Origin of the sequence: Paenibacillus foliorum (assembly GCF_013141765.1) — a bacterium.
Classification (GTDB): Bacteria; Bacillota; Bacilli; order Paenibacillales; family NBRC-103111; genus Paenibacillus_S; species Paenibacillus_S foliorum.
In genome coordinates this window covers 95531-108388 of the sequence record NZ_WHOD01000005.1, presented here as the reverse complement: position 1 = coordinate 108388, position 12858 = coordinate 95531, and the positions used below count along the sequence as shown (strand labels likewise).

Genomic DNA, 12858 nt, shown 5'->3' with positions numbered 1-12858 from the left:
TTGGTTACAATTGACAATATAATCCTTGTGTGGAACACCTTACGATATTGGTTTTCAGCTTGGTCAATCACTAAAGCCCCGTGTAATCGGAATTGTTGGATATTTGCTGAAATCAGGTGAAGATTTTCAAAGTAATGAGATCGAAGAAACCATCATTCGATTAACGCAACATTTGAATAAATATTGGCGTCCTAATGTATAGGAATTAACACGTTACTTTAATTAAAGGAGGGAAGTGCGTGAGGATCGTTGTGTTTTTACTTTTGTTTATGTGTTTCATGACAACAGGGTGCACGAAAGATGAAATATTAATTACTTCAGAACAGACTAAAACCATTGGAAATCCAACTGCAGAAGAAGTTTTGACAATGGATCCGAATGCTAATGTTTTTTTGTATAAAGACACCATTTATATTGCAGGAATTCCTTGGGTAAACGAGTTAAAATTAACCAAAGACATACAAGTAACTGAAATTACTCATCAAAGTAATAATGGTAAAGCTTTTATCAACGGAACAGCAAATAAACTGGCAATCGGAACAAAGATCTTTCGTGTCAAAGAGCGAAATGACATACTAATAGCTGAAACAGATAGAGGAGACATTAGATTTTATCAATTAGTTGAAGGATAATATAGATTCTCGACGTCATTTGCAACTATGCTAACACTGTAGTTAACCCTGGAGTCCATGGTCGTTGTTCCACGAATACAGTCGTTCTAGCTAACTACTTTTCTTGAAGCTCTACCTGCTTTACGAAAAGAATTTTCATAAACAAAAACCAAAAGAACCTCCTATATGGGAGGTTCTTTTGGTGAAAGGGGGATGTCAAATGTCATGCAGGGCTTTGGTTACATAAATACGATATTCGAAAAAGTCTAGAGCTGCTTGGGCTATAGCCCGATTAAAGAAATAAACTCAGTACCACTTATCAGATATTAAATACAAAAGCCAGCAGATAAAACAATAACCAATAGGATGAACAGAACCAAGATTGTTGCAGTGGAAGTAAATCCGACAGAGCTCATTGCTATCCCTCCTTTTTCGTTTCTAAGCATATGTTATTCGCAGCTCATACATTTTGAATGGACTTATACCTACTATATAGCATTAGTCCATTACAATATTGTTTTTCATTCATATGATGAGATAAAAATGTTGCGAAAGGAAGTTATCCGTATGGAATATTTAGATATGCTAGCAAAATTAGGGATTGGCAACGCTCATCCTGGAGGATTTGCCGCAACTATAAAGCAACTTGAGCAATATCCTCTTCAAACGAACTCTCAAGTTCTTGAAGTTGGATGTGGAACAGGAAGAACCTCTTGTTATTTAGCTGCGAAGGGCTATGATGTAACGGGTATTGATATTCGCTCGGAAATGATTTCAAAAGCAACTTTACGGGCAAAAGAAGTGAATGTCTCTGCCGTCTTTTTGGAAGGAGACGCATGCTCACTTCCATTTGAAAGCCACTCTTTTGATGTGATTCTTGTTGAATCCGTATCTATATTCGTGGATACTGCTAAAGCCTTATCGGAATATTATAGAGTTCTGCGTACTGGAGGCAAAGTTTTTGACAGAGAAATGATTCAATTCAAACCTATGCCAAAAGAAATCTATGATGAAGTTACACGTTTTTTTCAGATAGACACGTTATGGGATTATCAGGAATGGTCCCAAATAGTAAATAAAGCTGCCTTTAAAGACACACAGATAGAAGGCCCCTTTTTGTTTCACAAGATCAACGAGGATCTTCTCGAACATCCCGATCACCATCAACACATAGATGCCGGTTCTTTTTATGACGCCGCACTTTGGGAAGTAACTAATAAATATAATAGTATAATGGAACGTTATCAAGAATACATGGGTTATATCCATTTTATGGGAACTAAATAAATACTTGCTATAATGACGAATGGCTTTTTTACGATTATTCCGAAAGTTCGAGGGTAAATCACTAAACTACAAACAAGCCTGCAGCTTAATCAGCCGCAGGCTTGCTTTTGTTAAGCCAAAATGCCTATGTTAAGAATATTAATTTTAACCTTTGGCTTAATATTAATTTTCGGAGTTCATTCCTTCAAACATTTTCTTTTCCAGCTCATCTCAATGTGTCTCGGGATCAACGTGATGGGCAAGGAAAGCCTCAATATTCCCAATGACAGTATGAGCTGTAAAATTTAATTATAATCAGGAGGCTTATAAGTTTTCAGTCCCAATGATTATAGAGTGTGACAAATATCCACCTCTAAGTGTTGAAATCGAATACACACATACAAGCAATGGTTGGAGAATTAATAAACTTCCTAAGAATTTTAGATTGTCTATTATTATTCCACGCTGGAGCTTTTATATTAATTTGATATTTTAGTTGGATCAAACCCTTGCGGGAATATTTCTTCAAAGCGTTCCTTTTTCTCGTATAAGTTATACCAAGCTTCTGCAATGACATCCGGATCTCCTGCTGTGTCGGCTTGTATCAAGGTTCCGATTGAAAGATGTCCGACGAATATGCCTTTTCCTTTCAACTCATTGTACAGGTTTGTAGCATAGTTACGAATACCACTCATTACAATTCCGCCATTCCCGACAAAAGGTAGAGGGAACATGGCAGATAAGCCTGTTGTAAATAGAATTGCCCCAGAACCGTTATTTATCATGTCTGGTAATACTTCATTGACTGAAAGAACGGCAGGTAGTAAATAGCTGTTTACTTGTTCTAATACGCTTTCAGGCGTTATTTCTAATACACTTGTGAATTTATCCCACCCCGCATAAGGGCTAAATTCTAGCACATCTATATGACCAAAATCTTTTTTAGCAGCTTGTATGGCTTGTTTTAAAGCAGCCAAATCAGTGACATCCGCTACATAAGACTGCGCTTCAATATTTAACTTTTTAAGTTCACTCACGATAATTGATAATTTCTCCGGATTACGCGAAATGGCGGCTACCTTAAATCCTTTTTCTCCGAATTTTTTGGCGAGAGACAAACCTAATCCAGATCCTGCACCAATTATTGCAACAGTTTTCATCTTTCATGAACTCCTTATCAGTGATATAAATGAATAAATAAATTGAAATCCACCATAATAGTCAAGTACACCTACCTATCGATTGGAGGATAAAACATGCTCGATAACCTCGAGAGTAACTATGATTGTTCCAATGCGGGAGAAGATCTGCAGCAACTCAAGCAGGAGCTAAGATCACTTCGTGAACAGCAAGCAGAAGACAAAGAATCACAGGAAAAGACCAATCGGCTTGAAAATCAAATCTCGTTCATATTAAACAAATGTGATATCAACCATTGAATAAACAACGAATACCCTTCTTTACCCGTCAAGCAGCTTCCTAGCATGAAACAAGGGATTGAGATTGATGGCTAAAAAAAATCACGAGGATAAATAAGGGAAGCTCCATCTGAAAAGTGAGGAGAGGGAGGGGGTCAGGGAAACTCGGCTCTCTTCCTCTATGCCTGAGAAGCAGGGCCTTGGAGATGGCAGATACATTTACAAACGGGATCGTTAATCTATTTCCAAATGTCACTAAAATTAAATAATCCGTATTCCATAAACATGTCCAGTTGTTAGGACATGTTTATTTGTTGACATCAAGTAGTGATGAAAGTCTTCTTACAACCTTTATCTAGATGACACCGTTTTGCGCCAAGCTATGATCGTGTTGAAATTCTTTTAAGAAGTTCATTTATTAATTTAAATAATATGGACAACAAGACCTGTATATATATAGGCTATGAAGATTTTGAACGTTGCAAGATCATTTGGAAAAAGGAGGGGGTCAAGATCGGTCAATCGGTTGGGAAAAGCGTTCCCCGAAGGGAAACATGGGAGAAGGTTACAGGGACAGCCAAGTATATTAATGATATCTCAAACCCAGGGCTATTACATGCCAAAATCGCTATCAGCCCACATGCTCACGCTAAAATAAAATCAATTGATTCGTCCGAAGCCATGAAAATTCCGGGTGTAAGGGCAGTCATAACCGGACAATATTACCTGATTTTGACCGGGTCGCCATTGGCAGACCGTCCACCAATCGCAATTGATAAAGTGAGATATTATGGCGAGCCCGTCGCCCTTGTTGTCGCGGAACAAGAATATATTGCAGAAATGGCGGCTCTACAAATCAAAGTGGAATATGAGCTTTTACCAGTTGTCCTTTCTCCCAGCGACGCCTTTCAGAAAAATGCTCCACTCATACATGAGCGTCTTGCCGAGTATAAGCGGAGCGAAGAGGTTTACCCGGAACCGGGAACTAATATCGCCAACCGAACAAAAATACGAAAGGGGAATATGGAAGAAGGATGGAAGAATAGCGATCATACCGTTGAAGTCGAGGTCACTTTACCGCAATCGGATCACGCTGCAATGGAAATGCGTTGCTGTACGGTACAGATTTTACCTGACGAAAAAGTAATCATCCATTCCGCTTCACAATCGCCCTTTGTTATCCGAAGAGCAATTAGCCAGTCGTTTCATATTCCGCTTCACAAAGTGATCGTTCACACGCCTCTGGTCGGAGGTAGTTTTGGTGGAAAAGCCGCGATTCAAATAGAATTTCTTGCTTTTTTGGCTTCCCGTGCGGTAGGAGGAAGAGCTGTAAAATTGGTGAATTCCCGAGAGGTGGACATGATCTCTTCTCCAGTCCATATCGGATTGGATGCTAAAATCAAGCTTGGCTGCACTCATGAAGGGAAAATGATGGCCGCCGAAATTTTACATCTGTTTGATGGAGGAGCGTATTCGGATCGAGGTGCGGTCATGAGCCGAGCGGGAGCCGTCGATTGCACGGGACCTTATCGCATCGATAACGTTCATTGCGACTCTTTATGCATGTATACGAACCACCCTTATTCCACTTCATTTCGAGGATTCGGCCATCCGGAACTGACGTTTGCCATAGAAAGAGCGATGGATCTATTGGCGGGTCGAGTGGGCATGGATCCTTTGGAATTTCGTTTTTATAATGCGATAGGGGCAGGGGATACGTCCCCGACACAAACTTTACTGGATAAAAGTAATCTGGGCGATTTGCCAATGTGCATTGCAAAATTGAAAACATTAATCCATTGGGATGACCATCCGACGCGTGAAACCGATGGCCATCTCATCAAGGCGAAGGGGGTGTGCTGTTTCTGGAAAAACTCAAATACGCCGTCAGATGCGGGAGCAGGAGCTGTTATCGTATTTAATCCCGATGGAAGCGTTAATCTGCTTTGCGGTGCAGTAGAAATCGGCCAGGGCACAAGGACGTCGCTGACTCAACTTTTGGCCGAACGGTTGGTTATGGATGATCAGATGATACATATCTCTACGGAAGTCAACACCGAGACCGATCCCCATCATTGGAAAACGGTAGCCAGCCGCAGCACCTTTTTAGTCGGCAATGCGATTCTTAATGCGGCCGACGATGCCATCGTACAGTTAAAAAACATAGCTGCAATCGTATTGCAATGCTCGCCGACAGACTTGGAAGTTGGAGCGGGCAAGGTCTTCTTGAAAGATCGCCCTGATATGGGGATAGCGATTGAAAAAATCGCTAACGGCTACAAATTCCCAAATGGGAATACCATAGGTGGTCAAGTCATCGGACGCGGGAGCTATGCGATGCGTAATTTAACATCACTAGATCCTGAAACCGGTAAAGGAAATCCCGGTCCGGAATGGACGGTAGGCGCTCAAGCAGTAGAAGTGGAATTGAATACGAGAGAATATACGTACAAAATCGTTAAAGCGACAACGGTCATTGATGCCGGCAAGGTGATCAATCCTGAATTTGCCCGCAGCCAAATCACAGGTGCTATGAGTATGGGCTTAAGTTTAGCAAGCCGGGAAGCTTTTTTATTCAATAATAAAGGTGCTGTATTAAATCCGCAATTTAGAACCTATAAATTAATTCGATATGGAGAGCAACCTGAGTACTTCGTTGATTTCGTCGAGACGCCTCATTTGGAAGCGCCTTACGGATTACGCGGAATAGGGGAGCATGGCCTGATAGGAATGCCCGCTGCATTGGCAAATAGCCTGTCCATCGCCGCTGGAATTGAGCTTAATCATTTGCCTCTGACACCAGAGATGATCTGGAGGACGATCCATGATTCCGTTTGACTTTGAATACTACAAACCTTCTTCCGTTCAGATGGCTGTGGAATTGTTTCAGTTTTTACAAAAACAAGGGAAGAAACCGATGTATTACGCCGGAGGGACGGAGATCATCACATGGGCTCGAACTAACTCCATTCAACCGGGGGCTGTTATCGATTTGAAGTCCATTCCGGAGTGCAGCGTAATGGAACTGCAGAAGGATAAGCTCGTTATCGGAGCTTGCATCACGTTATCGGCTTTATCTGCGGCGAACCCGTTCCCGCTGCTCAGTGAAACGGCACAGGGAGTCGCCGACCAAACAGCTCGGAATAAGATCACGCTCGGCGGAAACATTTGCGGCAAAATTTATTACAGGGAGGCCGTACTCCCGCTTCTGCTGGCTAACAGTCGTATGGTTATAGCAGGAATACAAGGGATAAGAGAAGCCTCGATTCACCATGTATTCTTACAACAATTGAGACTGGAAAATGGAGAATTTCTTGTACAGACCTTAACAGACCGAGGCTATTTACAGCTGCCTTTCGTTCATTACAAGAAACGGCAAATAGGCAACGTTGGCTATCCTCTAGTAACAGTAGCTGCTCTTAAGAAAGATAATCAGATTCACTCAGCATACAGCGGCGTCTGCTCATTCCCATTTCGATCCGTTGAAATCGAGCGGGCGTTGAATGATTCCTCGATACCATTGGCAGCAAGAATTGAGCAGGCGATCGGCAGCCTTCCTGGTCCTTTAGTACATAATGCGGAAGGTTCCGCCTCTTATCGGAAATTTGTGCTTAAACAAACAATGGCTGACATGGTACATATATTGGAAAGAAGGTGAAGCATGTCATCCTGCGATACTGCTTTGTATCCTGTTGAAATCGATGTTAACGGTGAGAAGCGAACGATTCAAGTAAGAGGAGCGGATATACTCCTACATATACTTCGAGACAAACTCGGACTCACAGGAAGTAAATCCGGTTGCAATAACGGTGACTGTGGTACATGTACAATATTGGTAAACCGTCAACCCATTAAATCGTGCCTTATGCTCACCGTGGAAGCTGATGGAAAACAAATCACAACGATCGAGGGGGTGACGAACTCACCGGTACAAAATGCCTTTGTTCACAATCAGGCATTCCAATGCGGTTACTGTACCCCCGGCTTTATTGTAAACTGTGAAGGCTTGTGGAATGCTCACCCGCATGCAGATGAAGAAACCATTAGGGTATGGCTGGAATCCAACATTTGCAGGTGTATGTCCTATGAAGAAATTCACCATGCAGTGAAGGACGTTTTTACACCGATATAATGAGAGGGATCACATGACCTCTGGAGTTGAGGAGGGGTGAGCTTGGAAGAAATACATCGTATTTTGGAAACCATTCAACGTACCAGCCTAAGAAGTGTGCTTGCGACGATTACCCAAGTGGAAGGGAGTGCTTACCGCAAAGAAGGAACCTCTGTGTTGTTCCTTGAAGATGGTACACAAATAGGGGTATTAAGCGCTGGCTGTCTGGAGGTTGAACTTTCGGTCTCCGTGCCGAATATTTTGGAAACAGGCATTGCTCGCAGCTTTGTGTTCGACATGCAATCATCGGATCCACTCTCCTGGGGGGAGGAACCAGGGTGCGGCGGTATCGTTCATGTAACGATGGAACCGGTACATGATGTGTTTGTGGATCATTTATGTACATTGAAGCATTATTTGGATCATAAAGTCGAGGTTATGCTCATTAAAAGAATCGGCTTGAATGGTTCTGTTACCGATTATAGTTTCTTCACTAGAGATAGGCATCTGTTCGGTGAGTGGAGGGGAGAATTTCCGCAGGCACTCTTAGATATGATGTGGTCCGAGGATTCGTGCAAGAGTGGAATGAGATTTCTCTCCTCCATTCAATCGGATGTTTTTGTTCATATCTACTATCCCAAACCGCGTCTTTTGATATTTGGTGCAGGACCGGACGCTAGACCAATTGCCTCTTTTGCAGCAGCTACCGGATTTTCCGTTATCGTCTCTGATTGGAGACCAGCTCTATGTGACCGACATTTTTTTCCGGATGCTGAATCTATTCTATTGGGGTTTCCTGAAGAAACGGTAGGGATGATACATTGTACACCTAACGATTATGCGATTGTAATGACTCATAATTTTAAGAGGGATCAGCAGCTGGTTCAACTTCTTTCCGAGCGACAGCTTTGTTATCTCGGCATATTGGGATCGAAGAATAGAACGAAACGTTTACTAACAGGAGAGACCGTTGCTATGGAAATTCATTCCCCCGTAGGACTTACGATTGGGGCGGATGGGCCAGAGGAAATCGCAATAAGCATTCTTGCAGAAATAATACTTACTCTTAGAAAAAATAGAAAAGCAAGAAGTTGTTATCCATGAGTAGGAAAAATATTTTTGGAATCTATTTAGCGGCAGGTCAAAGTTCCCGAATGGGTTCGGATAAACTTCGACTTCCAGTGGGGCCTATGAACTTGGGGAACTATGCGTTGGCAGCGGCTTTGAACTCTAGATTGGGATGATGAATGAGCTGCTTAATCGTTTTGAAACAAACAGCAATCTTGGTTTCGCGGCATCAGGTTACGACGGTTTGGCTAGACCCCCGGTTATTTTTGCACAGCGAATGTTTCCGGAGCTCCTACGATAGCAGAACGATCAGGGGGCGAGACATCTTATTCGAAAAGAAACATCGGGAATTTGCATCGATTTTGCAATACCGGACCTGTTCATGGATGTGGATACTGCTGAAGATTACAGGATTTTATTGGAAAAATTCGAGTTTTGGAAATCTTGAATGACTTGTTCGGCGTGCGTATACAACGCAAGCGGGTACTGGTAGCACTCCATATGAGTAGGCGCTTTGATTTGAGTAGCGGATCCGTTGGAAACCAAGGTAAACGGTTCAGGATTATCCAGTACTTTGTTCCATTCCTTGATAAGCCTCGCTAACGCGTTTAAATGATCGGCCCATATTCGTTGATTCTCTTTCGAAAAATTACCGCTTTCGGACCAATTCGTAAAAACGCGTATCATGTCGGTAAGATTGGCATGGCCAGATCGAAGTCGATGCATTTGCTGGGTTAGTTCTTTCAAAGTATTGCGTTTTTTGGTCCCTAGCGGATTGTAACGCAAACTTTGCTCCGCTTTATCCAACTCGGTTGTCGCTTGATGAAGTTCCTGGAATAAGGATTGTAACCTTAATTGCAAAGTTTGAGCTTTACTTGAGGAACAGCCCTCTGTCACCCAAAGAGAGGTGTTGATAAAATGATTGGATAGATGATCAGCGAATTGGATCATCTTTTTTTTGGCTTTGTTAACGGAATCGGGAGGGAAAATCATGATATGGATCACGATGGCGACGATTGCGCCAATAACGGTATCGCGTATCCGATCAAGGGAGTAGCTCGGCATCTTGCTTTGAAAATACATAACCAATAAAATGCTGAGAGCAACTTGGACCATTATTGCATGATCCAATTTCAGCCACGTTACGATAAGAGCCCCAACAAGAAGAAGAAGTCCGATACTCCAGCCGTTTAAGCCGACATAAGGTGTTACGGAAACAGTGAAAAGGACGCCGGCTATGGTCCCCATGATGCGCTGCCATGCAAATTGTATGGATTTGTCAACGGTTAATTGGATAGACAAAATGACCGTCAGAGGAGCCAAGTAAGGATGCTTAGATCCGGCCCACTCCGCAAGTTCCCATGACAGTGCTGCAGCTAATGGGGTTTTCCATACAACCCCTTTGTATTTGATAAAATCCATCATTTTATTCGTCATTTTGTTACGCTCCATCTTCATCTTATCCGTTCATAACTACTCCGCCGGTGACATGAATAAATTGCCCCGAAATGTAAGAAGAATCACCGAAGCCAAATATACATGGTTGATCGGAAAGGAGCTTTAGAATGGCCAATGAATTTGGGTTTAACATGGTTACCTGGATACTCATCATAAGAAACGTCAGGCTGACGAACAAAATATGAACTCGTTCAATCGACCACGCAGACCAATTCAAGCCGTGTCCTCTTTTCCACATGCAGTTTAGTTGATTCCATTATTTCCTTGGTGTTGTAGAACTATTCCATATAATATATAAAAATCGCAATCCGGAAGCTTCGGTCGTCAATGGTGCTGCAGGCGGCGTACTGGCTAAAGAATTTAGCGACTTCTTCTCCTTTACTTTTACAGGGTCGTCAAAATGACTATTCCAAAAATATCTATAGGAGCAGCAGCCGAAGCCAAGATAGAATCATTTACAATTGCAACACCAGTTGCAGCAATCACCTTTGATAAGAAGGCTCTAAAAACAATTGCGGGAGCAGCGAAGGCAGATGTAACAGTTTCAGTAAGTGCTGTAGATACGAGCACACTTTCCGTGCCTGCGGCTATAATAGAAAAGGTTGCGGACAGGCCGGTGTTTGATTTTACTGTAACAAGCGGCAATGAAAAGATATCAAATTTCGACGGCGGTTATGCAACAGTAGTAGTTCCATATACATTAAAAGCAGGAGAAAATGCAAACGCAATTGTAGTATATTATTTGGACAATAACGGAAATCTTGAAACAGTAATGGGTAGATTTGATGCTGCGACAGGTACAGTAAAGATGAAACTCAGCCACTTCTCAAGGTTTGTTATTGGCTACAATAAAGTAACGTTTGCAGATGTCGAAAGCACACAGTGGTATGCAGAGGCAGTAGACTTTGTAACAGCTCGCCAGTTCTTTAGTGGAGTAAGCGATGGTAAGTTTGCACCAAATATGGCGATGACAAGAGCCATGTTTGCAATGGTAATTGCAAATATAGTGGGAGCAGACCTTTCAAGCTACAAAACTTCAGAATTTACAGACGTTGACATTAATGCTTGGTATGGCAAGGCAACTGCTTGGGCAGCGGATAAGAAAATTGTTTCAGGCGTAAGCAATGGAAGATTTGACCCTGATGCTCAAATCACTCGTGAGCAAATGGCTGTAATGCTGAATAACTATATAAAATATAAGGGCATTAAGCTAGCAAGCAAAAGCCAGCCAGACTTTGCAGATGCAAGTGTAGTGAGTGATTGGGCGAAAGATGCTGTGACTCAGATCCAAAGCTATGGTATTATAAGCGGTGTAGGTGAAAACACATTTGCACCAAAAGCAAATGCCGATAGAGCAAGTGTTGCTACAATATTTACAAACTTTATTAAAGTGTTAAATAAATAAATGAAATGCAATGTCTCCCTTCGGTTAATTCCAAAGGGAGACTTTTTTGTGCTAGATGGAACGTAATCGTCAACCAGCCCCCGCCTTATGAAAAGATAAGGGCTACGTTAATCTTTAAGTATTTTTTTACTTAATTACGTGACAGGTCAGTGGTATTACTTGCGACCATGGCAGCAGCTTGTCCATGATTTCCGGATCCTCGGGCTTTCTAAATTAGAAAGCTTCTCGAACTAGAGACGAGAGGGAATTGGCGGCTTCGAACAACTACAATGAAGGCACATTTGTGTCATTAGACACTATAAGAAAATCGTAAGTGCTTAGGCCTACTGATTAAGGGACGGGTAGTATAACTCAATAATTATCATTGTATAATTATGCGTTATTATGTATTATTATACATAAACTAAAATGGTAAGGGGTGGAAAAGTGAAATATAAAATATTTGTTGATGGTAAAGAAGGTACAACAGGTTTAAAAATACATGATTACTTATCTAAGATTTCTAGCATAGAAGTAATCAAAATTGAGTCGGAAAAGCGATAAGATTACGAAGCCCGCAGGGCTTTAATAAATGAAGCTGATGTCGTATTCCTTTGTCTTCCAGATTCCGCTTCAAGGGATTCCGTATCTATGGTGAGTAATAATAAGACCAAAATAATTGATGCAAGTACGGCGTTTAGGACCAACCAGGAGTGGACATACGGATTACCAGAATTAGATAAGAATCAAAGAAATAAAATCCAAAATACATCTAGAATATCTGTCCCAGGATGTCATGCGACAGGGTTTATTTTAGCTATACAGCCATTGGTAGCTGAAGGAATTATACCGAGGGATTACCCGACGTCTTGTTATTCGCTTACAGGATATAGTGGTGGAGGTAAGAGACTTATATCTGAATATCAGAACTCAAATAGAGAACAGCTTTTCGCACCAAGGCAGTATGCACTTAACCTTAACCACAAGCATCTTCCAGAAATGCAACTATATTCTGGGTTAAACTCAGCACCACTTTTCACTCCAATAGTCGGAAACTATTATCAGGGTGATGCAGTTACTATTCCTCTCTTTCCTAGAATGTTTATAAAGAATGTATCAGCAAGAGATATTCAAGAACTGCTTGCCTCGTATTATAAAGATGAACGTTTTATTCGAGTTATCCCATACGACTCTGAGGCATATCTTGAAGACGGTTTCTTTAATCCCATGCAATGCAATAATACGAATTATTTAGATATATTTGTTTTTGGTCATAAAGATGAAATATTACTTGTTTCTAGATTTGATAATTTGGGAAAAGGCGCCTCGGGGGCTGCCATTCAAAATATGAATATTATGCTTGGATTTGACGAAGGTATAGGACTAGAGTAAGTGAAATAAGTTCTTCACTTAACTAAACGGGAGACGATAGTTTAATAAATAACCAGAACGAGGCTGCCGACATTATTAATCGGTAGCCTCGTTGATGTATCGGGCAGGATACTTCAATAGAAATCATTTACATGAGAACATGTGTTTGTT

13 protein-coding genes and 1 pseudogene are annotated in these 12858 nt (G+C 41.6%); 10 read left to right on the top strand and 4 right to left on the bottom strand.

What is annotated here, in order from left to right; translation table 11 throughout:
- The first annotated feature begins 239 nt into the window (after positions 1-239).
- On the top strand, positions 240-632 hold the full coding sequence (locus GC093_RS01850; protein WP_171650143.1) for a hypothetical protein: 393 nt from the start codon (positions 240-242) through the stop codon (positions 630-632).
- Positions 633-937: 305 nt separating this feature from the next.
- Here GC093_RS01850 and yjcZ read toward each other — a convergent pair whose 3' ends face one another.
- Positions 938-1027, bottom strand: coding sequence for a sporulation protein YjcZ (yjcZ, locus tag GC093_RS01845; protein ID WP_171650142.1), 90 nt, complete (start codon positions 1025-1027; stop codon positions 938-940).
- A gap of 151 nt (positions 1028-1178) precedes the next feature.
- Here yjcZ and GC093_RS01840 point away from each other — a divergent pair, with 151 nt between their 5' ends.
- Positions 1179-1898 (top strand): class I SAM-dependent methyltransferase, encoded by a 720-nt coding sequence (locus GC093_RS01840; RefSeq protein WP_171650141.1) that lies wholly within the window; start codon positions 1179-1181, stop codon positions 1896-1898.
- Between the two features lie 458 nt (positions 1899-2356).
- Here GC093_RS01840 and GC093_RS01835 read toward each other — a convergent pair whose 3' ends face one another.
- The gene (locus GC093_RS01835) at positions 2357-3037 is read right to left on the bottom strand and encodes an SDR family NAD(P)-dependent oxidoreductase (protein ID WP_171650140.1); all 681 of its coding nucleotides are present in this window, start codon (positions 3035-3037) and stop codon (positions 2357-2359) included.
- Between the two features lie 96 nt (positions 3038-3133).
- On the opposite strand from GC093_RS01835, the gene GC093_RS01830 reads away from it, so the two are divergent.
- The 6 genes from GC093_RS01830 (at position 3134) to GC093_RS36765 (ending at position 8650) form a co-directional block, all read left to right on the top strand.
- Complete coding sequence (locus GC093_RS01830; RefSeq protein WP_171650139.1) at positions 3134-3316, top strand: DUF2524 domain-containing protein; 183 nt, start codon at positions 3134-3136, stop codon at positions 3314-3316.
- 411 nt (positions 3317-3727) lie between these two features.
- Positions 3728-6133, top strand: a complete 2406-nt coding sequence (locus GC093_RS01825; protein ID WP_246313284.1) for a xanthine dehydrogenase family protein molybdopterin-binding subunit — start codon at positions 3728-3730, stop codon at positions 6131-6133.
- Positions 6120-6953, top strand: coding sequence for an FAD binding domain-containing protein (locus GC093_RS01820; protein ID WP_171650138.1), 834 nt, complete (start codon positions 6120-6122; stop codon positions 6951-6953). Before GC093_RS01825 ends, GC093_RS01820 begins: the two co-directional genes overlap by 14 nt.
- A gap of 3 nt (positions 6954-6956) precedes the next feature.
- The gene (locus tag GC093_RS01815; protein WP_171650137.1) at positions 6957-7427 is read left to right on the top strand and encodes a (2Fe-2S)-binding protein; all 471 of its coding nucleotides are present in this window, start codon (positions 6957-6959) and stop codon (positions 7425-7427) included.
- A gap of 42 nt (positions 7428-7469) precedes the next feature.
- A complete protein-coding gene (locus GC093_RS01810; protein ID WP_171650136.1) occupies positions 7470-8510 on the top strand; it encodes an XdhC family protein in 1041 nt (346 codons plus the stop codon).
- Positions 8507-8650 carry an NTP transferase domain-containing protein gene (locus GC093_RS36765; RefSeq protein ID WP_376768611.1) on the top strand — a complete coding sequence of 48 codons (144 nt, stop codon included), beginning with the start codon at positions 8507-8509 and terminating at the stop codon, positions 8648-8650. Before GC093_RS01810 ends, GC093_RS36765 begins: the two co-directional genes overlap by 4 nt.
- Positions 8651-8879: 229 nt before the next feature.
- Here the strand turns inward: GC093_RS36765 and GC093_RS01800 are convergent, their stop codons facing one another.
- Positions 8880-9926 (bottom strand): FUSC family protein, encoded by a 1047-nt coding sequence (locus GC093_RS01800; RefSeq protein WP_246313283.1) that lies wholly within the window; start codon positions 9924-9926, stop codon positions 8880-8882.
- A 7-nt stretch (positions 9927-9933) separates the two neighbouring features.
- Positions 9934-10149 (bottom strand): hypothetical protein, encoded by a 216-nt coding sequence (locus tag GC093_RS01795; RefSeq protein ID WP_216624455.1) that lies wholly within the window; start codon positions 10147-10149, stop codon positions 9934-9936.
- Between the two features lie 183 nt (positions 10150-10332).
- On the opposite strand from GC093_RS01795, the gene GC093_RS01790 reads away from it, so the two are divergent.
- Entirely contained in the window at positions 10333-11337 is a 1005-nt protein-coding gene (locus GC093_RS01790; protein WP_171650134.1) for an S-layer homology domain-containing protein, read from the top strand.
- Positions 11338-11892: 555 nt separating this feature from the next.
- Positions 11893-12708 (top strand): annotated as a pseudogene (argC, locus tag GC093_RS01785) (N-acetyl-gamma-glutamyl-phosphate reductase); the annotation flags it as partial.
- Positions 12709-12858 lie beyond the last annotated feature (150 nt).